The organism is Planosporangium spinosum, assembly GCF_049999945.1.
GTDB lineage: Bacteria > Actinomycetota > Actinomycetes > Mycobacteriales > Micromonosporaceae > Planosporangium > Planosporangium spinosum.
Map to the genome: position 1 here is coordinate 42,864 of NZ_JBLYUB010000026.1, position 25,633 is coordinate 68,496.

Consider the following 25,633-nt stretch of genomic DNA (forward strand, 5'->3'; position numbering starts at 1 on the left):
GCGTCGACCTCGGAGTCAGCGCGGCCACCTCGGAGTCAGCGCGGCCACCTCGGAGTCAGCTCAGTCCGTTCGCCTCGCGGACCACGGTCACCAACTCGTCCATGATGTCGTTGAGCGCGAAGTCCTTCGGCGTGAACACCCGCGCCACCCCGGCCTTGCGCAGCATGTCGGCGTCGTCGGACGGGATGATGCCGCCGACCACGACCGGCAGGTCGGGCCGGCCGGCGGCCTTGAGGCCCTCCAGGACGGCCGGGACCGCGTCGAGGTGGGAGCCGGACAGGACCGACAGGCCGACCAGATCCACGTCCTCGGCCACCGCCGCGGACACGATCTGCGCCGGGGTCAGCCGGATGCCCTGGTACACGACCTCGAAACCGGCGTCGCGGGCGCGTACCGCGATCTGCTCGGCACCGTTGGAGTGGCCGTCGAGGCCGGGCTTGCCGACCAGCATGCGCAGCCGGGCGGCGCCCAGGTCGGCGGCGGTCTGCCGGACCCGTTCCCGGACCCCGGCCAGCGCCCCCTGCGGCGTCTCGTCGGCCGCGCGACCGACGGCACCACCGGAGCTGAGGCCGGTCGGCGCCCGGTACTCGCCGAACACCTCCCGAAGCGCGCCGGACCACTCCCCCGTCGTCACCCCGGCGCGGACGCAGTCGAGGGTCGCGGACATCAGGTTGGCCGTACCGGCGGCGTCCGCCCGCAATCGGTCGAGGGCAGCGGCGACGGCGGCGGGATCGCGCCGGTCGCGCCACGCCTTGACGCTGTCGGTCGCGGCGGCCTCCACGGCCGGGTCGACCGTCTCGATGTGGTTGGCGCCGCTCGCGGTCAACGGGCTCGGCTCGGTCTCGGTGAACCTGTTGACGCCGACGACCGCGTCGCTGCCGGACTCCATCCGCCGGCGCCGCTCGGCGAGCGAGGCGACCAGGGCGCTCTTGAGGTAGCCGGTCTCGACGGCGGCGACCGCGCCGCCCATGTCCAGTACCGCCTGCAACTCGGCCCGGGCGCCGTCGGCGATCTCCGACACCAGCGCCTCGACCACGTGCGACCCGTCGAACAGGTCCGGGTACTGCAGGAGGTCCGACTCGAACGCCAGTACCTGCTGCATCCGCAGCGACCACTGCTGGTCCCACGGGCGGGGCAGGCCGAGCGCCTCGTTCCACGCCGGAAGTTGCACGGCGCGGGCGCGGGCGTTGCGCGACAGGGTCACCCCGAGCATCTCCAGCACGATGCGCTGGACGTTGTTCTCCGGCTGGGCCTCGGTCAGGCCGAGCGAGTTGACCTGTACGCCGTAGCGGAAGCGGCGCTGCTTGGCGTCGGTGACGCCGTACCGCTCCCTGGTGATCTCGTCCCAGAGCCGGCCGAACGCGCGCATCTTCGCCATCTCCTCGACGAAGCGCACGCCGGCGTTGACGAAGAACGAGATCCGCTCGACGACCCGGCCGATCTGGTCGGCCGGTACCTGGCCGGAGTCGCGGACAGCGTCGAGGACGGCGATCGCGGTGGACAGCGCGAACGCCACCTCCTGCACCGGCGTGGCGCCGGCCTCCTGGAGGTGGTACGAGCAGATGTTGACCGGGTTCCACCTGGGCGTGTTCGCGACGGTCCACGCGATCACGTCGGTGGTCAGCCGCAGCGACGGCCCCGGCGGGAAGATGTAGGTCCCGCGGGACAGGTACTCCTTGATGATGTCGTTCTGCGTCGTGCCGGCGAGCTTCTCGCGCGGCGCGCCCTGCTCGTCGGCGACCGTGACGTAGAGGGCGAGCAGCCACATGGCCGGCGCGTTGATCGTCATGGAGGTGTTGGCATCCCTGAGGGGGATGCCTTCGAACAACTCCCTCGCGTCACCGAGGTGGGCGACGGGCACACCGACCCGGCCGACCTCACCCCGGGCCATCTCGTGGTCGGGGTCGTACCCGGTCTGCGTGGGCAGGTCGAACGCGACCGACAACCCGGTCTGCCCCTTGGCGAGGTTGCGCCGGAACAGCGCGTTGCTCGCCGCGGCCGAGGAATGACCGGCGTAGGTACGCATGACCCACGGCCGATCAGGTTGCTCCAGTCGGCTTGCATCGGACATGGCCCACCTCCGCGGTACCTGGATGCCGTTGCCGAAGTTTACTAAGCGGTAATTTAGGTTAGGCCCGTGACAATCGTCACCGCTGCGCGGTGCCCGCGACAACGCCCCCGGCCCGGGTTCTTCCGCACCGACGAGAAATAGTGGACGCCGTGACGGAGAACCTGGCGATCGAGGTACGCGGCCTGCGCAAGGCGTACGGCGCGACCGTCGCCGTGGACGGCCTGGACCTCGCGGTGCCGCGAGGAGAAGTGTTCGCACTGCTCGGCCCGAACGGCGCGGGGAAGACCACCACCGTGGAGATCCTGGAAGGCTTCCGGCGGGCCGACGGCGGTGAGGTGCGGGTACTGGGTGCCGACCCGCGCGCCGCGACCCCCGAGTGGCGCTCGCGGGTCGGCATCGTGCTCCAGAGCACGGGCGAGTTCGAGGAGTTGACGGTCGCGGAGGTGGTCCACCACTTCGCCCGGTACTACCGGGACGCCGACGACCCGGACAAGGTGATCGACCGCGTCGGACTGTCCGAGAAGCGCGACGCCCGTACCGAGAAGCTCTCCGGCGGCCAGAAGCGCCGCCTGGACGTGGCGCTGGGCATCATCGGCCGACCCGAGCTGCTGTTCCTTGACGAGCCCACCACCGGCTTCGACCCCGAGGCGCGCCGGCAGTTCTGGGAGCTGATCCGGAACCTGACCGCCGCCGGCACCACGATCCTGCTCACCACGCACTACCTGGACGAGGCCGAGGCCCTCGCCGACCGGGTGGGGGTGATCGCGCGGGGCCGGATGGTGGCCGTCGCCGCGCCGGCCGACCTCGGCGACCGGCGTACCGCCATGGCGACGGTGAGCTGGCGGGGCCCGGAGGGGCCGGAGTCGGAGCTCACCCACACGCCCACGGCGGTGGTGGCCGCGCTGGCCGAGCGGTTCGGCGGCGAGGTGCCCGGACTGACGGTGACCCGGCCCACGCTCGAAGACATCTACCTCACCATGATCGGCAAGGAGGAAGCCGAATGACCACGGTCGCCGACCGAGCGGGCACCCGTACGGCGGGCCGGCGCCCCGGAGCGCTCTCCCTGGGCCTGAGCCGGGGCGGCCTGGAGCTCAAGCAGTTCTTCCGCACCCGGGCGTACCTGATCTTCACGATCCTCTTCCCGGTCGTCATCGTTCTGATCTTCGGCACGGCGTTCCGGGGGTCGGCGGGCGGCGGCGTCACGCTGAGCCAGTACTTCGTGACCGGCATGATCGCCTCGGGCCTGCTCGCGACCGGGTTCCAGAACCTGGCGATCCAGATCCCCATCGAGCGCGGCCGGGGCGTGTTGAAGCGGCTGGTCGGTACGCCGATGCCACGGTCGGCATACTTCATCGGCAAGATCGTGATGGTACTGGTGATCAGCGCCATCTCGACCGCGGTCCTGCTGGCCATGGCGGTCGGCTTCTACGGCCTGTCGCTGCCGGCCACCCCGGCGAAGTGGCTCACGTTCGCCTGGGTCAGCCTGCTCGGCGTCATCGCCTGCACCCTGCTCGGCATCGCGTACTCGTCGCTGGCCCGTACCGGCCGCGCCGCTCCCTCGATGACGACGCCGGTGGCACTGGTACTCCAGCTCATCTCCGGGGTGTTCTTCGTCTACACCAGCCTGCCTGGCTGGATGCAGCAGATCGCGGCGCTGTTCCCACTGAAGTGGATCGCCCAGGGACTGCGGTCGGTGTTCCTCCCCGACTCGTACGCCCGACAGGAGGTGGCGCACTCCTGGGAGCTTGGCCGGGTCGCGATCGTGCTGGGCGCGTGGTGCGTCGGCGGCCTGATCCTGTGCCTGTTGACGTTCCGCTGGACCGAGCGCGACTGAAAGCGACGTCGGAAGACCACCCGGGCTGTCACCGGTAGCGGGTGATCAGGCGAACTGTGGCGCGCGGGACTCGTGGCACGGTTCGACGGAGATGTGCGCGGACAGCGCGCGGAGGAAGTCGGGCGCGTCGAAGATCTTGCCGGCGGAGGCGACGCCGCTCGCCCTGGTCTGGCCGCCGAGGACGCGATGGACCGCTTCGACCGCCAGCGGTGCGCTGATGGCGTAGATGTCCTGTCCGCTGGCGACGACGCGTCGTCGCGTGTCGCCGGAGCGCACGATGACGTCGACGGTGAACGTCTGCGCGGACCGGCCACGCTCGTCGACCGCGGTCGGTGCGGGCGTGTCCGCAGCGGCCAGGTCCCTGGCCGCGTCGGTGGTCATGTACGTGCGCACCTCCGGGATGGACAGGTGGCTGGGTACGGTGACGACGTCGGCCATCGTGAACTCGCCGAGGACGGTCCGGGGGCCGACCGGAGCGGGGAAGTCCCATTCCAGGGTCGGCAGGTCGCGCTCGTCGACGTAGTACTCCAGCCGGCCGCCGGTGTAGCGGACGCGTTGGCCATCGCGCCGCTGGCGGGAGACAACGCCGGAGGCGAGGGTCCCGGCCGTGGGGTGCCAACTGCTCAGTCCGTACGCGACGTGCGCCTCGTCGGCCGCCGTCCAGTCGCCCATCGCCGTCGTGACCAGCAGATCGCCGAGTCCGCCGTAGAAGGCCATCGCCGGGACCACCGCGACGCCCGCGGCCCGAGCGCGCTCGGTGAAGTGCGTGAACGTGTCGACGTTGGCCTCGATCTCGGCCGCCACGTCCACGTACGGGACCCCGGTGCGCAGGGCGGCCCCGATCACGGGGGCCGCGGTCGAGGCGAACGGGCCGGCGCAGTTGATGACCGCGGCCGCGCCGGTCAATGCCCGGTCGAGCGAGGCCGGATCGTCGACCGACGCCACCCGGTACTCGAGCCCCGGATGCGACGCCGCCAGCGCCTGGAGCCTGCCCGCGTCGCGACCGAGGAGAAGCGGGACGAACCCGCGATCGCGCAACTCCGTCACCACGAACCGCCCGGTGTGTCCGTACGCGCCGAACACCGCCACGGTCTGATCCGAACCCATCCGCTGTTCCTCCGTGCTCCTCGAAAGATCGACGAGGAGATCCTCTCCGCAGCGGTCGGCCCGGACGAGTGTCTGGAACGCCATGCCCCATACAATTTCGGACATGGCCACTGTCGCGCTCGCCGCCACCGACGGGATGCTGCACTTCGAGCTCGCCACGGCCTGCGAGATCTTCGTCCGCGACCCCTCCGGCCTGGCCGACCCGTGGTACGACCTCGTGGTCTGCGGCCCGGGCCCGGTCCGGATCGGCAGATTCCGGATGGAACCTGACGACGGGCTGGACCGGCTCGCCCGCGCCGACACCGTGATCATCCCTGCCGTGGCGGACGTCGACGCGGACGTGCCAGCCGACCTGCTCGACGCCGTCCGCGCGGCCCACGAGGCGGGCGCCCGGATGGTCTCGCTGTGCACCGGTGCGTTCGTGCTGGCCGCCGCCGGGGTGCTGGACGGGCTGCGCGCGACCACGCACTGGGCCCACACCGAGGCGCTGGCCGCCCGCTATCCCCGGGTGACGGTCGACCCGGACGTGCTCTACGTCGACAACGGCACCGTGCTCGCCTCCGCCGGCAAAGCCGCCGCGATCGACCTGTGCCTGCACCTGATCCGCCGGGACCACGGCTCGACGGTCGCCAACGCCGTCGCCCGCCGCCTGGTCGTGCCGCCGCATCGCGCCGGCGGCCAGGCCCAGTTCGTCACCACCCCGGTGCCGGCCTGCGACGACCATCCCCTCGCCGACCTGTTCCCCTGGGCGATGCAACGGTTGGACCGTCCGTTGACCGTGGAGGACCTGGCTCGCCGGGCGAACATGAGCTCGCGCAACCTGGGCCGCCACTTCAAGGCGGTGACGGGCACCACCCCGCTGCAATGGTTGTCGACGCAGCGGATCCGCCGGGCCCAGGAGCTGCTGGAGAACACCGACGACAGCATCGACGCCATCGCGGAGGCGGCCGGCATGGGAACCGCCACGACGCTGCGCCGGCACTTCAACCGCACCGTCGGTGTGTCTCCGGACGCCTACCGTCGCACCTTCCGCAGCGCCCGGCCCTCATCAGAGTCGTGATCACCATCCGGTCGGCGGCCTGACGGCTTCGCGACCAGCGACCGGTCCGCGATCCTGGACACCTGGGCCGCCCATGGACGGTCCAGGTGTCCAGGATCCGCGAGAGGTCAGTAGCTGTAGAACCCGCGCCCCGTCTTCCGGCCCAGGTCGCCGGCGGTGACCATGCGCGCCAGCAGCTCCGGCGGGAAGAACTTCTCGTCCGCGGTGTCGTTGTAGATGTTCTTCGTCGCGTGCAGCAGCACGTCGACGCCGGTCAGGTCGGTGGTCGCCAGCGGCCCCATCGGGTGGCCGAAGCCGAGCCTGCAGGCGGTGTCGAGGTCCTCGGGGCTGACCACGCCGCTCTCCACCAGCTTGACCGCCTCCACCACGAGCGCGGAGATGAGCCGGGTGGTTACGAAGCCGGCGATGTCGCGGTTGACCACGATGCAGGTCTTGCCGATCTCCTCGGCGAAGGCCCGCGCCCGGGCCAGTGCCTCGTCGGACGTCTTGTAGCCGCGCACCAGCTCGCAGAGCTTCATCATCGGTACCGGCGAGAAGAAGTGGGTACCCACGACCGACTCGGGCCGCGACGTCGCCGCGGCGATCTGGGTGACCGGGATGGCCGAGGTGTTCGTCGCCAGTACCGCGTCGGCCTTGCAGATCCGGTCCAGCTCGCGGAAGACCTCCTGCTTGATGTCGAGGCGCTCGAACACCGCCTCCACGACGATGTCCGCGTCGGCGGCCGCCTCCAGGTCGGTGGTCGGCGTGATCCGGCCCAGCGCCGCCTCGACGTCGTCACCACTGATCGCGCCCTTGCCGGCGAACTTCTCCAGCGACTTACGGATACCCGCCAAGCCGCGCTGTACGGCCGCGTCGTCCAGGTCACGCAGGGTGACCTCCCAGCCCGCCGCTGCGGCGACCTGAGCGATCCCGGACCCCATCAGACCGGCCCCGATGACCGCCAGTCGACCCGCCATGTGCACACCCTCCCTCGTCGGTGACGCCGCACCGGTACCGCCGTCGGACGTGGGTGGTCACCGGAACGGAGTGCTCGTCAGGCACCTTACCGGCCGTTAAGGCAAGCCTCGGCGAGAGCCCGGCGGGACGCCGGGAAAGCCCGGCGGTCGCCTCAGCGGCGTTCCGACGCCTGAGCAACGTTGCGACGTCGGGGCGACGTCCTGACGTCGGGGCAAAGTCCTACAGACGCGGCATGCGCCGGCCGACATGGATGGAGAGCAGATATGGCCGCTCACTGAAGCGAAAAACCACCGACGGGCTGTTGCTGTGCTCTTCTACGTCATCCTCTACGGTCTGGCGGCGCTGATCGCGCTCGCCACCGGTGTCGCGGTCGCCATGATCGTGCGGACGGTCACCGACGCCCATCAGGCCCGGACCGTCCGGCGGCCGTCGCCGCACCCGGCCCCGCGCCCGGCCAGACGCCCCGCACCGCGCCCGGCCCGGCGGCCGTCGCCGCACCCGACCGGGTGGGCCCCGTTCGACGACTACGGCCTGCTGCGCACCGTCGTCCTCGTCGAGCGTGCCGACACCGCCCGATCGATCCGTGAACTGCTCACCGCCGGCGGGATCCGTTCGACCAGCGCCACAGGCCCCGACGGGCTGATCCGCATCCTGGTCTTCCCCACCGAGTACGAGACGGCCCGCCGCATGGTGAGCTGGGTCCTCTAGGGGTCGACGTCAGAAGCCGAACTGCTCCTCCTCGGGGGCGCTGACCCGCTCCACCGGCACCCCCAGCGCCCGCAGGTCGGCCACGAAGTCCGGGTACCCCCGGTCGATGTGGTAGACCTCGGCGACCTCGGTGACCCCCTCGGCGCAGAGGCCGGCGATGACGAGACCGGCCCCGGCGCGAATGTCGGTGGCCCGTACCGGCGCGCCGGACAGGCGCTCCCGGCCCCGTACGACCGCATGGTGCCCGTCGGTCCGGATGTCGGCACCCAGCCGTGACATCTCGTTGATGAACGAGAACCGGCCGTCGAAGATGTTCTCGGTCACCAGCGACACGCCCTCGCTCACCGAGGCCAGCCCGATCGCCATGGGCAGCAGGTCAGTGGCGAACCCGGGGAACGGCAGCGTGACGACGTCGACCGCCCTGGGGCGCTGCTCCATCCGTACCCGGAACCGGCCCACCCCCGCGTCCACCTGCGCTCCCGCGTTGGTGAGCTTGTCCAGGGCGATCTCCAGATGGCTGGGCTCGGCGCCGAGGACCGTCACGTCGCCCTGGGTCATCGCCGCGCCGAAGGCCCAGGTACCGGCGACGATGCGGTCGCCGACGGTGCGGTGGGTGACCGGTTCGAGCCGGTCCACGCCCTCGATGGTCAACTGCGACGTGCCAGCTCCGTCGATCTTGGCGCCCATCGCGGTCAGCATGTCGCAGATGTCGACGATCTCCGGCTCCCGCGCCGCGTTGTCGATCTCGGTCGTCCCCTTGGCCAGCACCGCGGCCATCAGCAGGTTCTCGGTGGCACCGACGCTGGGGAAGTCGAGCCAGATGGTGGCGCCGTGCAGCCGGGGCGCCGAGGCGATGACGAAGCCGTGTTCGCTGGTCACCTCCGCGCCCATCCGGCGCAGACCGTCGATGTGCATGTCCAGGCCGCGGGAGCCGATCGCGTCGCCACCGGGGTAGGCCACCCTGGCGTACCCGCAGCGCGCCGCGAGCGGACCGAGCACGCAGATCGAGGCGCGCAGCTTGCGCACGAGGTCGTAGTCGGCCTCGCTGCCCAGCGCCTCCGGGACGTCAATGACGGCCTGGTGGTCGTCGAGCGCCACCTCGCAGCCCAGCCGGCGCAGCACCTCCGCCATGATCGCGATGTCGGTGATGCGTGGCACGTTGGTCACCACGTTCCGCCCCGACGCGAGCAACGCCGCGGCCATCAGCTTGAGCGCGGAGTTCTTCGCGCCCACCACCGGAACGTCGCCAGCCAGGCGAGCACCACCCACCACACGGATCAGGTCCACGCCGGCCATCGTAGAGCGGGATCCGTACCCTTGCAGACATGGCCATCCACCTGACCCGCATCTACACCAAAACCGGCGACGACGGTACGACCGGACTGGGCGACTTCAGCCGGGTACTCAAGACCGACCCGCGGATCGCCGCCTACGCCGACGCCGAGGAGTGCAACGCGGCGCTGGGCGTGGCGCTCGCACTCGGGCAGCTCCCCGACGACGTACGCCGCGTCGTCACCGTCGTGCAGAACGACCTGTTCGACGTCGGGGCCGACCTGTGCACCCCGATCGTGCCCGAGCCGGAGTACCCGCCGCTGCGGATCACCGAGGACTACACCACCCGGCTGGAGGGCTGGTGTGACGAGTACAACGCCCGGCTGTCCAAGCTGGACTCGTTCATCCTGCCCGGCGGCACCCCCGGGGCGGCGCTGCTGCACGTCGCGCGGGTGGTGTGCCGGCGGGCGGAGCGCTCGGCGTGGGCGGTGGTCGAGGCCGCCCCGGAGCGGACCAACCCGTTGACGGCCAAGTACCTCAACCGCCTGTCGGACCTGTTGTTCATCCTGTGCCGGGTGGCCAATCCGGACGGTGACGTGAAGTGGGTACCGGGTGGTGAGCGGCATGCCTAGCGTCCTCCCCATGATCGCGGAAACTCTCCCGTGCCGGAACACGGGAGAGTTTCCGCGATCATGAGTGGTGGCATCCACCACGTCGAGCTGTGGGTGCCCGACCTCGAGCGGGCGGAGACCAGCTGGGGCTGGCTGCTGACCGCTCTCGGGTGGCAGCCGTACCAGCACTGGGACGCCGGCCGCTCGTGGCGGTACGGAGACGGGTACGTCGTGATCGAACGGTCGCCGGCGCTGACCGCGGTCGCGCACGACCGGCTACGCCCCGGCCTCAACCACCTGGCGCTGCACGCCGGCCCACCGGCCCGGGTGGACGCCCTGGTCGCCGAGTCGGCCGGGTACGGCTGGTCGCCGCTGTTCGCCGGCCGGTACCCGTACGCCGGCGGCCCCGACCACTACGCCGCCTACCTGGCCGACCGGGACGGGTTCGAGGTGGAACTGGTCGCCGACGCGCCCCGCTGAGCGGGACGCCACGCACCGGGGCCACCCGGCCGAAGGGCCGGAACAGGCCGGCCGGTTCAGCGGCGGAAGGGGTCAGCTGACACAGAGGGTCAACTGGCGCGAAGGGTCAGCCGGCTGAGCGGTACGGGCGGCTGCGGCGCTGCTCGTCCGGGCGCGCCGGCAACGGCCGCGGCGGCCTGAAACGACTCGAGACCGCCCCCGGCGGGGCGGCCTCGAGCCAGGACAGAAAGCCGGTGAGCGTCGACTCCGCCATGGCGATCTCGACGACGGCCTCGCCGCTGATACAGCGGAGGACCACCCAGTCGGGCGCCAGCACGAGCCGCTCCGGACCGTCCGGGGTCCGCCGGCTCTCGACCACCACCGAGCGGCGCGACAGCGTGCGCCGGGGCCGGGGCGAGAAGCTGAACATCCGGTACCACCGGAGGTCGTCGCCGGCGAACCTGCCGATCCCCGGCGACCAGCCCCGACCGGGGACGACGGTGTTGAGCCGCCAGCTCATCTCGATGGTGCCGATGCTCCGGGCGATGACCCCGCGCCGCAGGAAGAGCAGGGTCAGCGCGAACAGCACGATGAACACACCGATGCCGATCCATTCCAAGATCTTCACCGGCGTGTCCCCGGATCAGTGCGCCGCGGACTCGGTCGCGGCCGGCGCACAGTCCTCGGCGAGGACGGTGACACCCGCTTCCGTCACCGAGAGAAAGCCGCTGGACACGTCGTAGCGCTGTTCTCCACCGCCGGGGAGCTTGATGCGTACCTGGCTCGGCTCGGCCAGCTGCCCCAGCAACGGAGCGTGACCGGGCATGACGCCGAGCTCACCCTCGGTCGTCCGGGCGACCAGCATGTCGGCCTCGCCGGACCACACCATCTCCTCGACGGACACGACCTCGACGTGCACCTGACTCGCCACTCGGTTCTCCTCTAGCGCCGGGACGGGATCGCCTGAGTGTAGTCAATGACCCGGAACAACGGGTCGTCGGGGCCGACCCTGCGTGACCGGCACCATGGAAACGCCCGCCGACGGCGCCCGCCGGGATGCCCGCCACGGCGCCGCGGAACCCCACGACACGGAAGTACACCCACAGCGAAGCGGGCCGGCCCATGGTGGACCGGCCCGCTTCGTCGCAGCGTGTTACTTCATCAGCTCGTGCGCCTTGCGCTCGAGGTCCTCGAGCCCACCGCACATGAAGAAGGCCTGCTCGGGGAACTGGTCGTACTCGCCCTCGCTGATCTTCTTGAACGCCTCGATCGTCTCCTTCAGCGGGACGGTCGAGCCCGGCGTACCGGTGAACTGCTCGGCGGCGTACGTGTTCTGCGAGAGGAAGCGCTCGATCCGGCGGGCACGACCCACCACGATCTTGTCCTCCTCGGACAGCTCGTCCATACCGAGGATGGCGATGATGTCCTGCAGGTCCCGGTAGCGCTGGAGGATCTGCTGCACGCCACGGGCCACGCTGTAGTGCTCCTGGCCCACGTACTCGGGCGCGAGGATCCGCGAGGTCGAGGCCAGCGGGTCCACGGCCGGGTAGATGCCCTTGTCCGAGATCGACCGCTCCAGGTTGGTCGTCGCGTCCAGGTGGGCGAACGTGGTGGCCGGCGCCGGGTCGGTGTAGTCGTCGGCGGGCACGTAGATCGCCTGCATCGAGGTGATCGCCTTGCCCCGGACCGACGTGATCCGCTCCTGCAGCTGGCCCATCTCGTCGGCCAGGGTCGGCTGGTAGCCCACCGCGGACGGCATCCGGCCCAGCAGGGTGGACACCTCGGAACCGGCCTGGGTGAACCGGAAGATGTTGTCGATGAAGAGCAGCACCTCCTGGTTCTTGACGTCGCGGAAGTACTCCGCCATCGTCAGCGCGGCCAGCGCGACCCGCAGCCGGGTGCCCGGCGGCTCGTCCATCTGGCCGAAGACCAGCGCGGTCCGCTCGAGAACGTTCGACTCGTCCATTTCCAGGATCAGGTCGTTGCCCTCGCGGGTGCGCTCACCCACGCCGGCGAAGACCGAGGTACCACCGAAGTTACGGGCGACCCGGATGATCATCTCCTGGATGAGCACCGTCTTGCCCACACCGGCGCCGCCGAACAGGCCGATCTTGCCACCCTTGACGTACGGGGCGAGCAGGTCGATGACCTTGATGCCGGTCTCCAGCATCTCGGTCTTCGGCTCGAGGTCGGCGAACTTCGGCGGGTCCCGGTGGATCGGCCAGCGCTCGGTGATCTCCAGCTTGCTCGGGTCCTCGTTGAGCACCTCGCCGAGGGCGTTGAACACGTGCCCCTGGGTCACGTCGCCCACCGGGACGCTGATCGGCGCACCGGTGTCGGCGACCTCGGTGCCCCGGATCAGGCCGTCCGTCGGCTGCATCGAGATCGCCCGGACCATGTTCTCACCGAGGTGCTGGGCGACCTCGAGGGTCAGGGTCCGCTTGCCCTCGGCCAGCTCGACGTCCACGTGCAGCGCGTTGAAGATGTCGGGCATCGCGTCGCGCGGGAACTCGGCGTCGACGACCGGGCCGATGACTCGGACGACGCGGCCCACGCCGGTCTGGGTGCCTGCGGCATCCTTCTCAATAACAGTCATCACACTTCATCTCCCGCCGCAGCGAGCGCGTTAGCGCCGCCGACGATTTCGCTGATCTCCTGGGTGATCGCGGCCTGGCGCGCCGAGTTCATCTGGCGGGTCAGGGTCCGGATCATCTCTTCCGCGTTGTCCGTCGCGCTCTTCATGGCGCGCCGCCGGGACGCCGACTCGCTCGCCGCCGACTCGATCAACGCCGCGTAGATGCGGGTGTTGATGTACTTCGGCAGCAGCGCGTTGAGCAGCTCGTCCGGCTCCGGCTCGAACTCGTACGCCGGCAGCGGACCGGTCTGCTCGGTCTCCTCGACCTGCATCGGCGCCAGGAACCGGGCCACCGGCTCCTGGGTCATCAGGGACTTGAACTGCGTGGAGACCACGTGCAGCTCGTCCACACCCCGGACGCCGTCGGGCCCGTTGCCGCCATCGATGTCGTCGGCGCCGGCGATGAACGCTTCGATGAGCGTCTGGCCGATCTCCCGAGCGTCCTCGAAGCGCGGCCGCTCCGAGAAGCCGGTCCAGCTCGCCGTGATCTCCCGGTTGCGGAACCGGTAGTACGACACACCTTTCCGACCGACTACGTAGAGGGCGACCTGCTTGCCGTCCGCCTTCAGGCGGGAGATGAGCTCCTCGGCGGTGCGGATCGCGTTGGCGTTGTAGGCGCCGGCGAGACCGCGGTCGCTCGTGATGAGCAGGACACCGGCCCGCCGCACCCGCTGCCGGGGAACCAGCAGCGGGTGGTCGATGTTGGCGTTGCTGGCCAGCGCGGTCAGCACCTCGGTGATCGCCTCGGCGTAGGGGCGGGCCGCCTCGACCCGCTCCTGCGCCTTGGCGATCCGGCTGGTGGCCACCAGCTCCTGCGCCTTGGTGATCTTCGCCGTCGACCGCGTCGAGCGGACCCGCCGGCGCAGCGACTGAATCTGACCGGCCATCGCTACGCCCGAGCCTTCGGCCGCACCTGGCGGGTGACCGTCTCCTGGCTCTCCACACCGTCGGCCATCGCCTCGGCCGGCGCCTCGTTGACCCGCACCGCGTCGTCGCTGGCCAGGAACTCCCGCTTGAACGTGGTGATCTCCTCGGTCAGCGCGTTGACCGTGTCGTCGTCGAGGATGTTGGTCTCGGCGATCGTGGTCAGCAGCTCCGACCGGTGCCGCCGCAGGTACTCCAGGAAGCCCTGCTCGAAGCGGCGGACGTCGTTGACCGGGACGTCGTCGAGCTGGCCGGTGGTGCCGGCCCAGATCGAGACGATCTCCTCGACGACCGAGTACGGCGAGTACTGCGGCTGCTTGAGCAGCTCGACCAGGCGCGCGCCCCGCTCCAGCTGGGCGCGCGAGGCCTTGTCCAGATCGGAGGCGAAGGCGGCGAACGCCTCCAGCTCGCGGTACTGCGCGAGGTCCAGCCGCAGCCGGCCCGAGACGCTCCGCATGCCCTTGACCTGCGCCGAACCACCGACCCGCGACACCGAGGTACCGACGTTGATGGCCGGCCGCACGCCCTGGTTGAACAGGTCGGACTCCAGGAAGATCTGGCCGTCGGTGATGGAGATGACGTTGGTCGGGATGTAGGCCGAGATGTCGTTGGCCTTCGTCTCGATGATCGGCAGACCGGTCATCGACCCGCCGCCCAGCTCGTTGGAGAGCTTGGCGCAGCGCTCCAGCAGCCGGGAGTGCAGGTAGAAGACGTCACCCGGGTACGCCTCGCGGCCCGGCGGGCGGCGCAGCAGCAGCGACACGGCACGGTACGCCTCGGCCTGCTTGGACAGGTCGTCGAAGACGATGAGGACGTGCTTGCCGTTGTACATCCAGTGCTGGCCGATGGCCGAGCCGGTGTACGGGGCGATGTACTTGAAGCCGGCCGGGTCGCTCGCCGGGGAGGCGACGATCGTGGTGTACTCCAGCGCGCCCTGGTCCTCCAGCGTCGCCCGGATCGAGGCGATCGTGGACGCCTTCTGGCCGATGGCCACGTAGATGCAGCGGACCTGCTTCTTCGGGTCGCCGGACTTCCAGTTGTCCCGCTGGTTGAGGATGGTGTCGATCGCGACCGTGGTCTTGCCGGTCTTGCGGTCGCCGATGATCAGCTGGCGCTGGCCACGGCCGATCGGCGTCATGGCGTCGATCGCCTTGATGCCGGTCTGCAGCGGCTCCTTCACCGGCTGGCGCATCATGACGTTGGGCGCCTGCAGCTCGAGCTCGCGGACGCCTTCCGCCTCGATCTCGCCCAGCGCGTCGATCGGCTGGCCCAGCGGGTTGACGACGCGGCCCAGGAACGCGTCACCGACGGGTACGGAAAGCACCCGGCCGGTCCGCTTGACCTGCTGCCCCTCCTCGATACCGGTGTAGTCGCCCAGGACCACGACACCCATCTCGCGGACGTCGAGGTTCAGCGCGACACCCAGGGTGCCGTCGGCGAACTCCAACAACTCGTTGGCCATCGTCGAGGGCAGGCCCTCGACGTGTGCGATGCCGTCGCCCGCGTCGGCAACAATGCCGACCTCCTCGCGGGTCATCTCGGGCGTGTACGACGAGACGTAGCGCTCCAGGGCGTTGCGGATCTCGTCGGAGGAGATGGTCAGCTCGGCCATCCTCTGCTTCCTCTAATCTCGGCTCGGGCTACCCGAGGTGATAAGAATCGATTCTCGTCGTTACCTGGCAAGCGCTGCGCGGGCCTCTGCGAGCCTCCGCTGCACCGTCCCGTCGTAGAGATCGGACCCGATCCGCACGCTCATCCCACCGATAATCTCGGGCCTGACCTCGACCTTCAGGGATACCTGACGACCGTACATCTGGGCCAGCTTGTCAGCCAATGCCCGTTCCTCCGCCTCGGTGGGCGCCACCGCGACAGTGACGTAGGCGACCGACGCGTCGCGCCGCGCCGCCGCCAGCTCCACGAGCCGGGTCAGCGCGGTCAGGAGCGAACGCCCGCCGAAGCCGGTGAGCGCCAACTCCGCCAGACGTACGGTCGTCGACGTCGCCTTGCCCTCCAGCAGCGAGCGCACAAGCTCGGCGCGCCGCTCGGCGGCCACGGTGGGGTCACCGAGCGCGAGAGCGAGCGGCTCGTTGCCCTCGACGATCTGCCCGAACCGGAACAGCTGGTCCTCGACGTCGCCCAGCTCGCCGTCGCGCTCCGCGGCGGCGAGCAGCAGGTCCACGCCGAGCCGCTCGGTGGCGTTGAGCAGCGCACTGGGTACCACCCAACGCCCGCTCACCAGGTCGGTCAGCAGGGCCAGGGTGTCGTCGCTGACCTTGCCGCCCAGCAACTGCCGGAGCAGGTCGACCCGGGCGATGGTCGGCCGGCTGATGTCGGCGAGCGCCCGGCGCAGCCGGGGCTCGCGGTTCAGCAGCCGGGCGACCGTCAGGACCTCGTCGGCGATCTCCCGCAGGCGGGCCGGCTCAGCACCCTCGGCCAGCGCGTCGAGCCGCCGCTGGACGGCGGCGTACGACTCGCGGATGGCGGCCGGCTCCATCAGCGCCGCCCTCCAGCACCGGCCGGCTCCGCGCCGCCGCCCAGCTCGGCCAGGAAGCGCTCGACCGTGCCGTGCTGACGGGCCTCGTCGGCCAGGGACTCGCCGACGATGCGGCCCGCCAGCTCGACGGCCAGGCCGCCGACCTCGGCACGCAGCTCGCGCACGATCGTCGCCCGCTCGGCGGCGAGCGACTCCCGGCCGGCCGCGATGATGCGGTCGGACTCCTCGCGGGCCTGCGCCAGGAGCTCGTCCCGGATGCCGGCCGCGTCCGCGCGCGCCTCGTCCCGGATGCGCGCGGCCTCGCTGCGGGCCTCGGCGAGCTGCTGGCGGTACTGCTCCAGCAGCGCGTTCGCCTCGGCCTGGGCCTCCTCGGCCCGCTTGATGCCGCCCTCGATCGCGTCGACGCGCGCCCGGAACGTCTCCTCCATGCGCGGGAAGACGTACTTCATCAGGACGAAGCAGAGCACGCCGAAGCCGATGAGGCCGACCACGATCTCCTGCCACACGGGCAGGATCGGGTTGGGCGTCTCAGCCGCGCCCTCAGCCGCTAGGTAGTGAAGGTGCTGCATACGGGCACTCCCGTCGATAGCGGTGGCGTCACTTCGACCAGACGAAGCCGAGCGCGATGCCGAACAGAGCCAGCGCCTCAGACAGGGCGAAGCCCATGATCAGCCAGGTCCGGTTGTAGCCGGCCGACTCGGGCTGGCGGGCCGAGGCCTGGATGTAGGCGGCGAAGACGATGCCGACGCCGATGCCGGGGCCGATCGCGGCGAGGCCGTAACCGACGGCGGCGAGGCTGCCCGTGACCTCTGCGAGACTGGTCATTCCGAGAATTCCTCCTGGGACTGGCGCGTGCTTGTCACGCGTCGTTGGGTTGGCATGAGTTGCCAGGTGGTGCGCAGGTCAGTTTGTGGATCAGTGCTCTTCGGCGAGCGCGCCCTGCAGGTAGGCCGCGGTCAGCACGACGAAGACGTAGGCCTGCAGGACCGCGACGACCGCCTCGAAGAGGGTCAGCACGATCGCCAGCAGCCACGCCAGCAGCGAAATCGGCTTGATCAGGACGGCGTTCGCGCCGAACAGCACGAAGCCGCCGAGCGTGAAGACCAGCAGGATCAGGTGGCCGGCGAACATGTTGGCGAAGAGCCGGACGGCCAGGGTCACCGGGCGGATGATCAGGTTCGAGAAGAACTCCATCGGGATCAGCAGCGGGGCGATCCACAGCGGCGTCCCCTCGGGGAACGTGTTCATCTTGAGGTACTTGCCGAGCCCGTGCTTGCGGATGCCGACGTAGTTGTACATCACCCAGGAGATGACGCCGAGGAACGCCGGGAAGGCGATGTGCGAGTTCGGCGAGATCTGCGCGAACGGGATGATGCCCCAGAGGTTCGTGATCAGCACGAACAGGAACAGGGACGTCAGGTACGGCGCGAACCGCAGCCCGTCGTGGCTGCCGATGGTCTGGCGCGCGACGCCGTCCCGGACGAAGCCGTACATCGACTCCGCGATCCACTGCTGCTTCGTCGGGACCAGCTTCGGGTTCCGGTACGCGATCAGGAAGTACAGGATCGTCAGCGCGACCCCGGCCCAGAGCAGAACCGTGATCTTGGAGATCCACGGCTGCCCACCGACGCCGGGCAGGAAGAACTCCTCGACACTCGGCGGGAAATGCACGTCGCCTTCGGCGAGCACCGCCGCTAGCTGCCTCACCGCACCACCCTTCATCCGCCCGGCGCTACGCGCCCAGCCTCTTGACGGTCAAGTAGATCCCCAGCGCAGCGCCGCCAATCAGGCCCACCATCAGCCCGATGTGGGGCAGCCCGAGCCATCGGTCGAGCAGCCAGCCGGCGAAGCCCCAGATGCCGATACCGGACATCAGGTAGCCCACGGCTGACCACGCGGCGTTGGCGCCGGCGGCACCCTGCTGCTGGGGGGACTGGTCATCGGCCATGACGCCGGAAACATATCAGCCGGCGATCCGCGTGCGTCACTCGGCCCCCGCGTGTTGTCGTCGCGGGGGTCTCCGAGGCGTCTCCGGGGCTCTGACCGGCGGACGACCACATTACTCTCGGCCGTCCAGGAGTCCAGTTCCCGATCTTCGAATGTCGGGAATCCGACGCTGACCGGCGTGCATGGCCTGCCGGTGTCCTGCGGATGCGCTATGGATTCGGGCCGACCTGCACGTACGGGATGTGTGTGTGCGTGATCCACCACAGGTGCGCGGCGTTCCACCCGATCACCGCGGCGATGATCGCGAACGCCATGGGATGCAGCCCCGCCCAGTTACTTCCACCGAACGCGATGAGCAGGATCCCCAGCAGGCTGAACTTGATCGCGTAGGTCGCCAGGCCGACCGGCATGGTGAGCTGAGGGTTGATCGAGTCGGCCCAGGCGACGGCGAGGCCGGACAGGACGTAGCTGACGGCCACCCCCACGACGCCGATCGCGACGCCGACGACGCCCGGCACCCCCCGGGTGAGCCCGCCGATCACGAGGCCCCCGGCCAGGACCACTCCGCAGCCGAGCAGGCCGGCCGGCACGTGGTTGAGCCGCCGGCGGATCGCCCCCGGACCCCGGGGGGTGATGGTGGTGGTCATTTCCGGAAGTCTACGGCCGCCCGCGTGCCTGCCCGCGCCGCGTCCGGGTAGGACCCGACACATGCGCTGCCTGGTCACCGGAGCCACCGGGTACGTCGGGGGGCGACTGGTGCCCCGACTGCTCGCCGCCGGCCACGACGTCCGCTGCCTGACCCGCGACGCCCGGCGACTGCGGGACGTGCCCTGGGCCGGGCGGGTCGACGTGGTCACCGGCGACGTGACCGACCCGGCCACGCTGCCCGCCGCCTGCGCCGACGTGGACGTCGTGTACTACCTCGTCCACTCCCTGGGCCGGCGGAACTTCGAGGACGTCGACGCCGCCGGCGCGGCCAACGTCGCGGTGGCCGCCCGGCGGGCGGGGATCCGACGGATCGTCTACCTCGGCGGCCCGGCTCCCGCCGGCCGTACCGGCGTCTCGGCGCACCTGCGCTCGCGTACCCAGGTCGCCGACACCCTGCTGGCCAGCGGGGTACCGACGGTCGTGCTGCGGGCCGGGGTGATCATCGGGGCCGGCTCGGCCTCGTTCGAGATGCTGCGCTACCTGACCGAACGGCTGCCGGTCATGGTCACCCCGCGCTGGGTACGCAGCCGCGTCCAGCCCATCGCCATCCGCGACGTGCTGCGCTACCTCGTCCACGCCGCCGACTCGTTCCCGCCGGAGACCAACCGCGCCTTCGATATCGGCGGTCCGGACATCCTCACCTACGCCGACCTGATGCAGCGCTACGCGGCCGTGGCCGGCCTGCGGCGCCGGGTCGTCCTGCGGGTCCGGCCGCTGACGCCGAAGCTGTCCGCACTGTGGGTGGGGCTGGTCACTCCGGTGCCGAACGCGATCGCCAAGCCGCTGGTGGCCAGCCTGGTACACGACGCGGTCTGCCACGAGCACGACATCGCCGCCTGGATCCCGGACCCGCCGCAGTCGCTGACCGGCTTCGACGAGTCGGTCGCGCTCGCGCTGCGCCGGATCCGCGACGCCGACGTGGAGACCCGCTGGTCGACCGCCGTCTGGCAGGACGCGCCGAGCGAACCGCTGCCGACCGACCCGGACTGGTCGGGCGGCAGCGTGTACCTCGACGACCGGGAGCGCGCCGTCCGGGCCCCGGCCGACGCGCTGTGGCGGGTGGTCGAGTCGATCGGCGGCGAGCACGGCTGGTACTCGTTCCCGCTCGCCTGGTCGGTCCGCGGCTGGCTGGACCGGCTGATCGGCGGGGTCGGGCTGCGCCGGGGGCGGCGCCACCCGCACCGGTTGCAGGTCGGCGAGGCGCTGGACTTCTGGCGGGTGGAGGAGATCGTGCCGGGCGAGTTGCTGCGGCTGCGCGCGGAGATGCGACTGCCCGGCCGGGCCTGGCTGGAGATGTGGGTGCACCCCGACCGGGACGACGCCCGGCACAGCCGGTACCGCCAGCGCGCCGTCTTCCTGCCGCGCGGCCTGGCCGGGCACGCGTACTGGGCCGTGGTCCGGCCGTTCCACGCCCTCGTCTTCGGGGGCATGGCCCGCAACATCGCGCGCGCCGCCGAACGGTCCACTGCCGGAGTGGCCGGTCACGCCGGTGCCGGGACAGCCGGTCAGGCCCCGAGCAGCAACGCCGCGAGCGGGCGGACGGTCCCGTCCACCTCATCGGCGACCCGACCGAAGTAGGCGTCGCTGCGCCCCCACGGGTCGTCGAGGTCGTCGCCGAGGTGCGGCGGCCGGTCACCGCGGGCCTCGGCCACGGCGGACACCAGCGCGACCCCGCGGGCGTACACCGCGTCGGCCGTCGGCGCGGCCGGCGGCAGCGCGGCCGGGTCGATCCGGCGCAGCAGCCGGCCGAACTGCCCGAGCACGAAGGTGCGCGCCGCGGCGTCGGCCGCGAGCCCCGTCACGAACTCCCACTGCTCAGTCGTAGCGGTCAGGACGAGATCGGACGCCTCGACGTGCGCGGTGGTCAACTGGCGGGCCCGGAAGGTGTCCGCCTCGCCGCCGCGCGCCAGCACCTGGCGCGCGGCGGACGGGTCCATCCGGGAACCGGCGTGCCAGCCGCCGGTACCGGTGCTGTGGATCAGGACGAGTTCGTCGGCCTTGTCACCGGCGAGCGCGCGGACGGCAGCGACGGTCAGCCGTTCGGCCATCGGCGAGCGGCAGATGTTGCCCATGCACACGTGCAGGACCGTGAAGGGAGGCACCGGGTCAGCTCTCGATGTCCTCGATGTCGGGGACGACGTCGCGCAGCTTCTCGATCGGGATCGCGCCGGCGCGCAGCAGCCGGGGCCGGGCCGAGGTCAGGTCGACGATCGTGCTGGCGACCCGGTCGGGGCACTCCCCCGCCTCCAGGTAGACGCTCACCGCGTACCCGAGCTGCTCGCGCGCCTCCTCGGCGGTGATCGCCGGGGGCTGGCCGGTCTTGTTGGCGCTGGAGACGGCCATCGGGCCGGTCTGGTGCAGCACCTCCAGCGCGACCGGGTGCAACGGCATCCGCACCGCGACCGTCCCGCTGGCGGCGTCGCCGAGATCCCACTGCAGGCTGGGGGCGTGCTCGACGACGATCGTGAGCGCGCCCGGCCAGAACGCCTCCACCAGGTCGCGGGCCGCCTGCGGCAGCGAGTAGACGAGGCCGTCGAGGGTGTGCCGGGAGCCGACCAGCACCGGCGTGGCGTTCTCCCGGCCCTTGGCGTTGAGCAGGGCGCGCACCGCCCAGGACTTGAACGCGTCCGCCCCGATGCCGTACACCGTGTCGGTCGGCATGACGATGAGGTCTCCGCGCTGGACCGCCTCGACAGCGGCGGCGATCCCCCGCTCGCGCTCCTCGGGATTCGCGCAGTCGTAGAGCATCACGAAGTGACAGTCTGCCACGTCTGCTCCGGGTCGCGGCACGGCGTCAGGCCCGACGGGCCGTGCCGAACCGCGGACGTCCCGCCAGGTCGCGATGGTCCTCGACCGCGGTGAACCGGCCGTCCGCGCACAACAACGCGGGCACCGCCTCGCCGTGGCTGTCGTCGTGCTCGACGCCGAACCAGCCGCCCGGCCGCAACAGCCGGGCCACCCGGGGCACCAGCCCGCGGATCAGGTCCAGGCCGTCGTCACCGGAAAAGACCGCCGGGTACGGGTCGAAGCGGGCCACCTCGTCGGGTACCGGCGTGCCGGCGGGTACGTACGGCGGGTTGCACAGCACGACGTCGACACCGCCGTCGAGGTCGGCCAGGACACGCGCGTCGGTGACGTCCCCGGCCACCACCCGTACCCCGGTGCCCGTGGCGTTGCGGCGCAGCCACTCCAGCGCCGCCGGGTCGCGCTCCACGGCGTACACGGTCGCGGCGGGACGGGCCGCGGCGACGGCGACGGCGATGGCGCCCGAGCCGCTGCACAGGTCCACGACCGTGCCGGCCGGGTCGCCGAGCGCGCCCAGTCCCCACTCGACCAGCAGCTCGGTCTCCGGCCGCGGGACGAAGACGCCGGGCCCGACGGCCACCTCGACATGGTGGAACGGCGCCACGCCGGTGAGGTGCTGCAGCGGTACCCGACGGGCGCGGGCCGCCACGAGGTCGCGCAGCCGCGCCGCCCGCGCCGGGTCGAGGTCCGGCGCGAGAAGCAGTTTCGCGCGGGGCAGCCCGAGCACGTGTGCGGTCAGAATCTCGGCGTCCACGCGCGGCGAGGCGACGCCGGCCTGCGACAAAACGACCACCGCTTCCCGGATCGCCCGCGCGGTACTGATCGACTGCTCCGTGGGCATGTCGTCAGGGGCTCGGGACACCTCATAATCATGGGGCACCGTTGCGTACGCGCGAGGGGGGGCCTGCCGGGTGGGCGTAGGCGTCGGAAACGCCGTCGAACTGGATCACGTCCGCACCCTCCTCCTCGCGGGCCGTTGCGTGGAGGCGGGCGGGCTGCTGGAACGCGTCGTCGCGACCGCGACCGGCGCCGAGCGGGCCGACGCGCTGACCCAGTACCTCGCCGTGCTGATCAACCTGCGGCGAAGCGACCAGTACAGCGCGACGATGGACGCCGCGTTCGAAGCCGCGCGGGCGCATCCGAACCCGGCCCGCACCGGCCTGCTGCACTCGTTCGCGGCCCTGATCGCGCTGCACGACGGCTCGCTGGAGACCTGCGTGTGGCACCTCGTCCTGGCGGCGCGCACGCTCACCGCGGTGGAGCTGACCGACGCCGACATCGTCCGGGCCTGGCACAACCTCGCCATGTCGTACTCGTACGCCGGCTTCCACGGCCACGCCCTGAGCGCGATCGAACGGGCCCGCACGATCGCCGCCGCGCTGGGGATGGAGACCGGGTTCTTCGCCGCCCCGGGTATCCGGGTCCGCCACGCGGTCTCCCTCGACCAGCGCGGCGACACCGAGGGCTGCACCCGGATCCTGCGCGACGTCGTACACGACCTCGGCGTGCGCCAACGCAACGGCGAACTGGAGCTGCTGCGGCCGATCAGCGTCCGGGCGTACGGGTACGCGATCGCCCGGCTGGCCGCCCTCGGCTATCCGGGGTCGATGGTCGACACCGATCCCCGTGCCCTGCTCCAGGCCGGGGACGACTCGGTCACCGCCCGCGACTTCGCCGTGCTCGGCGCCGTGTGTCTGGCGATCGCCGAGCACCGGCCGATCGAGGCCCTGGCCCGGCTGGAGACGGCGGAGGTCTCCGACGAGACGCTCGGCGCGGCCGAGGGGCACCGGCTGCGCGCCCTGGCCTACCTGGCCGCGAGCGACATGGGCTCGGCGTACGCCGCGGACCGGCACGCCTTCCGCATCGCGGGGGCGTCCAACGAGAAGCTGCGCGACCTGTTCGTCGAAGGGATGGCGGCCCGGGTGGACCGCGAGGACCTGCGCCGCCGGGCCGACTGGTACGCCGGCGCCGCCAACACCGACCCGCTGACCGGCCTGCCCAACCGCCGCTCGCTGGAGCAGTACGTGCACGACCTGGTCGCCCGGGGCGAGTCCCTCGTGCTCGGCGTGTGCGACCTGGACGGTTTCAAGGCCGTCAACACCGTCCACGGGCACCTGTCCGGCGACCTGGTGCTGCAACGCGTCGCCGGGGTGCTCAACCGGGTGATGCGCCGGGGCGACTTCGTCGCCCGCTACGGCGGGGACGAGTTCGTGGTGGTGCTCGCGACCACCTCGCAGGAGGAGGCCAGCGAGATCGCCCGCCGGATCGTCAACGCGGTGGCCGGCGAGGACTGGGAGTCGCTGGTACCGGGGACACCCGTGAGCGTGACGATCGGCTGGGCCGGCATCTCCGAGGACGGGCCGTTCACGACGGTGGCCGAGGCGTTCGTGGCGGCCGACCACGAGATGCTGCGGGCCAAGGTGATGCCGCAGGCGTCCTGACCGGACGGCGTCCGCCCCGGAAAGCCCGGGAACCCAACGACGGGCCGCCGGCACCCGGCTGGCTCTCTTGTGGAGGGCGCGGGGTGCGACAGCCCGTCGGGCATCAGCGGTCGTACGGGGTCTACCGGGCGTTCCTCCGGCGACCGTTGGCGAGCCAGCGCTCCAGTTCGGCGCGCTCCTGCGCCCGCTGACGGTCGGCGCACACCGCCTGCCAGGCGTTCGCCTGGGCGGTCGGCACGCGGTTCTCACCCAGAACCGAGCGACCAACCAGGTAGATCAGGCCGGCCGTGGCGCCGATGACGGCGCGCGGGGCTGCAGTGATATCGACTGGCGTGTTACGCATCGGCGATGACATGACTGCGGTCCCCCTGCGAGGTCTGATGCCGATTTAAACCGTACTGGACACAATGCTGCCCGGAACCGGTTTCGCTGGTGTGACGGTGGCGTCAATCGCCAGTTGCGACCTGGATCACCACAGCACGACAGACGTCACTGCCTTCTGAAGCAAGCGTTACTTGCGTACCAGCTGGGTTTCACCCGCGAGACGCGCCTGGCGCTCGGCTTCGGTCAGCGCGTCGAGCACGCCGTCCATGTCACCCGCGAGCACCAGGTCGAGGTTGTACGCCGTGTACCCGATCCGGTGGTCGGTAATCCGGTTCTGCGGGAAGTTGTACGTGCGGATCCGCTCCGACCGGTCGACGGTGCGGATCTGCGCCTTGCGGGCGTCCGACGCCGCCGCGGCCGCCTGCTCCTCGGCCAGTTGCGCCAGCTTGGCGCGCAGCATCCGCATCGCCCGGTCCTTGTTCTGCAACTGCGAGCGTTCGTTCTGGCAGGAGACGACGATGCCGGTCGGCAGGTGGGTGATCCGCACGGCCGAGTCGGTGGTGTTGACGCTCTGCCCGCCGGGGCCCGACGAGCGGAACACGTCCACCCGCAGGTCGTTCTGGTCGATCTCGACCTCGGCCTCCTCGGCCTCGGGCGTGACCAGCACACCGGCGGCGCTGGTGTGGATACGCCCCTGCGACTCGGTGACCGGTACCCGCTGCACGCGGTGGACGCCGCCCTCCCACTTCAGGCGCGACCACACGCCGTGCCCGCCCTCGGGTACGCCCTTGGTCTTGATCGCCACGGCGACGTCCTTGTACCCGCCGAGGTCGGACTCCTGCGAGTCGAACACCTCGGTGACCCAGCCGTGCCGCTCGGCGTAGCGCAGGTACATCCGCAGCAGGTCGCCGGCGAACAGGGCGGACTCCTCGCCGCCCTCCCCCGCCTTGATCTCCAGGATCACGTCCTTGGAGTCGTTGGGGTCGCGCGGCATGAGCAGCTCGGCCAGCCGCTCCTCCAGCTCCGGCAGCCGGGCCTCGATCTCGGCCGCCTCGGCGGCGAAGTCGGGGTCGGCCTCGGCCAGCTCGCGCGCGGCGGCCAGGTCGGCCCGGACCTCGGTCAGCTCGTTCGCGGTCTTCGCGATCGGGGTCAGCTCGGCGTACCGACGACCCACCCTGCGCGCCGCGTTCTGGTCGGCGTGGATGGCCGGGTCGGCAAGGCGCTGCTCCAGCTCGGCGTACTCGGCGAGAAGGGATTCCAGACGCTCGCTGTTCAT

The 25,633-nt window shown here is 71.1% G+C and carries 28 protein-coding genes; 8 read left to right on the plus strand and 20 right to left on the minus strand.

Features of this window, described 5'->3' with window-relative positions; translation table 11 throughout:
* Positions 1-55: 55 nt before the first annotated feature.
* Positions 56-2,071, minus strand: a complete 2,016-nt coding sequence (locus tag ACNTMW_RS27215) for a protein meaA (protein WP_426636699.1) — start codon at positions 2,069-2,071, stop codon at positions 56-58.
* 149 nt (positions 2,072-2,220) lie between these two features.
* Between ACNTMW_RS27215 and ACNTMW_RS27220 the strand changes: the two genes are divergently transcribed.
* Positions 2,221-3,075, plus strand: coding sequence for an ABC transporter ATP-binding protein (locus tag ACNTMW_RS27220; RefSeq protein WP_426636701.1), 855 nt, complete (start codon positions 2,221-2,223; stop codon positions 3,073-3,075).
* Positions 3,072-3,905, plus strand: coding sequence for an ABC transporter permease (locus tag ACNTMW_RS27225; protein WP_426636702.1), 834 nt, complete (start codon positions 3,072-3,074; stop codon positions 3,903-3,905). The genes ACNTMW_RS27220 and ACNTMW_RS27225 overlap by 4 nt, the downstream gene beginning before the upstream one ends.
* Positions 3,906-3,950: 45 nt before the next feature.
* Here the strand turns inward: ACNTMW_RS27225 and ACNTMW_RS27230 are convergent, their stop codons facing one another.
* A complete protein-coding gene (locus tag ACNTMW_RS27230) occupies positions 3,951-5,012 on the minus strand; it encodes a saccharopine dehydrogenase family protein (RefSeq protein WP_426636703.1) in 1,062 nt (353 codons plus the stop codon).
* A gap of 103 nt (positions 5,013-5,115) precedes the next feature.
* Here ACNTMW_RS27230 and ACNTMW_RS27235 point away from each other — a divergent pair, with 103 nt between their 5' ends.
* Complete coding sequence (locus ACNTMW_RS27235; protein WP_426636704.1) at positions 5,116-6,072, plus strand: helix-turn-helix domain-containing protein; 957 nt, start codon at positions 5,116-5,118, stop codon at positions 6,070-6,072.
* Between the two features lie 107 nt (positions 6,073-6,179).
* Here ACNTMW_RS27235 and ACNTMW_RS27240 read toward each other — a convergent pair whose 3' ends face one another.
* Positions 6,180-7,028 (minus strand): 3-hydroxyacyl-CoA dehydrogenase family protein, encoded by an 849-nt coding sequence (locus ACNTMW_RS27240; RefSeq protein WP_426636706.1) that lies wholly within the window; start codon positions 7,026-7,028, stop codon positions 6,180-6,182.
* A 307-nt stretch (positions 7,029-7,335) separates the two neighbouring features.
* Between ACNTMW_RS27240 and ACNTMW_RS27245 the strand changes: the two genes are divergently transcribed.
* Positions 7,336-7,737 carry a hypothetical protein gene (locus ACNTMW_RS27245; protein ID WP_426636707.1) on the plus strand — a complete coding sequence of 134 codons (402 nt, stop codon included), beginning with the start codon at positions 7,336-7,338 and terminating at the stop codon, positions 7,735-7,737.
* A 9-nt stretch (positions 7,738-7,746) separates the two neighbouring features.
* Here the strand turns inward: ACNTMW_RS27245 and murA are convergent, their stop codons facing one another.
* Complete coding sequence (gene murA, locus ACNTMW_RS27250; RefSeq protein WP_426636709.1) at positions 7,747-9,033, minus strand: UDP-N-acetylglucosamine 1-carboxyvinyltransferase; 1,287 nt, start codon at positions 9,031-9,033, stop codon at positions 7,747-7,749.
* 29 nt (positions 9,034-9,062) lie between these two features.
* Between murA and ACNTMW_RS27255 the strand changes: the two genes are divergently transcribed.
* Both ACNTMW_RS27255 and ACNTMW_RS27260 read left to right on the plus strand, forming a co-directional pair.
* Positions 9,063-9,641 (plus strand): cob(I)yrinic acid a,c-diamide adenosyltransferase, encoded by a 579-nt coding sequence (locus ACNTMW_RS27255; RefSeq protein ID WP_426636710.1) that lies wholly within the window; start codon positions 9,063-9,065, stop codon positions 9,639-9,641.
* Positions 9,642-9,701: 60 nt separating this feature from the next.
* Entirely contained in the window at positions 9,702-10,100 is a 399-nt protein-coding gene (locus ACNTMW_RS27260; RefSeq protein ID WP_426636711.1) for a VOC family protein, read from the plus strand.
* Between the two features lie 106 nt (positions 10,101-10,206).
* Here the strand turns inward: ACNTMW_RS27260 and ACNTMW_RS27265 are convergent, their stop codons facing one another.
* From ACNTMW_RS27265 to ACNTMW_RS27315, 11 genes are all read right to left on the minus strand, one after another.
* Positions 10,207-10,707 (minus strand): DUF2550 domain-containing protein, encoded by a 501-nt coding sequence (locus ACNTMW_RS27265; protein WP_426636712.1) that lies wholly within the window; start codon positions 10,705-10,707, stop codon positions 10,207-10,209.
* A 15-nt stretch (positions 10,708-10,722) separates the two neighbouring features.
* Entirely contained in the window at positions 10,723-11,010 is a 288-nt protein-coding gene (locus ACNTMW_RS27270) for a F0F1 ATP synthase subunit epsilon (RefSeq protein ID WP_426636713.1), read from the minus strand.
* 222 nt (positions 11,011-11,232) lie between these two features.
* Positions 11,233-12,675 (minus strand): F0F1 ATP synthase subunit beta, encoded by a 1,443-nt coding sequence (gene atpD, locus ACNTMW_RS27275; RefSeq protein WP_426636714.1) that lies wholly within the window; start codon positions 12,673-12,675, stop codon positions 11,233-11,235.
* Positions 12,675-13,601, minus strand: coding sequence for a F0F1 ATP synthase subunit gamma (locus tag ACNTMW_RS27280; protein ID WP_426636715.1), 927 nt, complete (start codon positions 13,599-13,601; stop codon positions 12,675-12,677). Before ACNTMW_RS27280 ends, atpD begins: the two co-directional genes overlap by 1 nt.
* Before the next feature lie 2 nt (positions 13,602-13,603).
* A complete protein-coding gene (atpA, locus tag ACNTMW_RS27285; RefSeq protein WP_426636716.1) occupies positions 13,604-15,250 on the minus strand; it encodes a F0F1 ATP synthase subunit alpha in 1,647 nt (548 codons plus the stop codon).
* Between the two features lie 60 nt (positions 15,251-15,310).
* A complete protein-coding gene (locus tag ACNTMW_RS27290) occupies positions 15,311-16,132 on the minus strand; it encodes a F0F1 ATP synthase subunit delta (RefSeq protein ID WP_426636717.1) in 822 nt (273 codons plus the stop codon).
* On the minus strand, positions 16,132-16,701 hold the full coding sequence (locus ACNTMW_RS27295; RefSeq protein WP_426636718.1) for a F0F1 ATP synthase subunit B: 570 nt from the start codon (positions 16,699-16,701) through the stop codon (positions 16,132-16,134). Before ACNTMW_RS27295 ends, ACNTMW_RS27290 begins: the two co-directional genes overlap by 1 nt.
* A gap of 28 nt (positions 16,702-16,729) precedes the next feature.
* On the minus strand, positions 16,730-16,957 hold the full coding sequence (gene atpE, locus ACNTMW_RS27300) for an ATP synthase F0 subunit C (RefSeq protein WP_426636719.1): 228 nt from the start codon (positions 16,955-16,957) through the stop codon (positions 16,730-16,732).
* A 90-nt stretch (positions 16,958-17,047) separates the two neighbouring features.
* Positions 17,048-17,839: a F0F1 ATP synthase subunit A gene (gene atpB / locus ACNTMW_RS27305; RefSeq protein ID WP_426636720.1), complete on the minus strand. Its 792-nt coding sequence runs from the start codon at positions 17,837-17,839 to the stop codon at positions 17,048-17,050.
* A gap of 25 nt (positions 17,840-17,864) precedes the next feature.
* Positions 17,865-18,080: an AtpZ/AtpI family protein gene (locus tag ACNTMW_RS27310; RefSeq protein ID WP_426636721.1), complete on the minus strand. Its 216-nt coding sequence runs from the start codon at positions 18,078-18,080 to the stop codon at positions 17,865-17,867.
* 208 nt (positions 18,081-18,288) lie between these two features.
* Entirely contained in the window at positions 18,289-18,726 is a 438-nt protein-coding gene (locus ACNTMW_RS27315; RefSeq protein ID WP_426636722.1) for a Cg1360 family ATP-synthase-associated protein, read from the minus strand.
* A 61-nt stretch (positions 18,727-18,787) separates the two neighbouring features.
* Here ACNTMW_RS27315 and ACNTMW_RS27320 point away from each other — a divergent pair, with 61 nt between their 5' ends.
* Positions 18,788-20,365 (plus strand): SDR family oxidoreductase, encoded by a 1,578-nt coding sequence (locus ACNTMW_RS27320; protein WP_426636724.1) that lies wholly within the window; start codon positions 18,788-18,790, stop codon positions 20,363-20,365.
* On the opposite strand, the gene ACNTMW_RS27325 is transcribed toward ACNTMW_RS27320, so the two are convergent.
* From ACNTMW_RS27325 to prmC, 3 genes are read right to left on the minus strand one after another with little or no spacing between them, the layout of a single operon-like run.
* Positions 20,293-20,889: an arsenate reductase/protein-tyrosine-phosphatase family protein gene (locus ACNTMW_RS27325; protein WP_426636725.1), complete on the minus strand. Its 597-nt coding sequence runs from the start codon at positions 20,887-20,889 to the stop codon at positions 20,293-20,295. The two genes, ACNTMW_RS27320 and ACNTMW_RS27325, sit on opposite strands and share 73 nt — an antisense overlap.
* A gap of 4 nt (positions 20,890-20,893) precedes the next feature.
* On the minus strand, positions 20,894-21,535 hold the full coding sequence (locus ACNTMW_RS27330; protein ID WP_426636755.1) for an L-threonylcarbamoyladenylate synthase: 642 nt from the start codon (positions 21,533-21,535) through the stop codon (positions 20,894-20,896).
* 46 nt (positions 21,536-21,581) lie between these two features.
* Positions 21,582-22,433, minus strand: a complete 852-nt coding sequence (prmC, locus tag ACNTMW_RS27335; RefSeq protein ID WP_426636756.1) for a peptide chain release factor N(5)-glutamine methyltransferase — start codon at positions 22,431-22,433, stop codon at positions 21,582-21,584.
* 70 nt (positions 22,434-22,503) lie between these two features.
* On the opposite strand from prmC, the gene ACNTMW_RS27340 reads away from it, so the two are divergent.
* Positions 22,504-24,033 (plus strand): GGDEF domain-containing protein, encoded by a 1,530-nt coding sequence (locus tag ACNTMW_RS27340; protein ID WP_426636726.1) that lies wholly within the window; start codon positions 22,504-22,506, stop codon positions 24,031-24,033.
* A gap of 121 nt (positions 24,034-24,154) precedes the next feature.
* On the opposite strand, the gene ACNTMW_RS27345 is transcribed toward ACNTMW_RS27340, so the two are convergent.
* Complete coding sequence (locus ACNTMW_RS27345; RefSeq protein ID WP_426636728.1) at positions 24,155-24,388, minus strand: hypothetical protein; 234 nt, start codon at positions 24,386-24,388, stop codon at positions 24,155-24,157.
* A 156-nt stretch (positions 24,389-24,544) separates the two neighbouring features.
* Positions 24,545-25,633, minus strand: coding sequence for a peptide chain release factor 1 (gene prfA / locus ACNTMW_RS27350; RefSeq protein ID WP_426636729.1), 1,089 nt, complete (start codon positions 25,631-25,633; stop codon positions 24,545-24,547).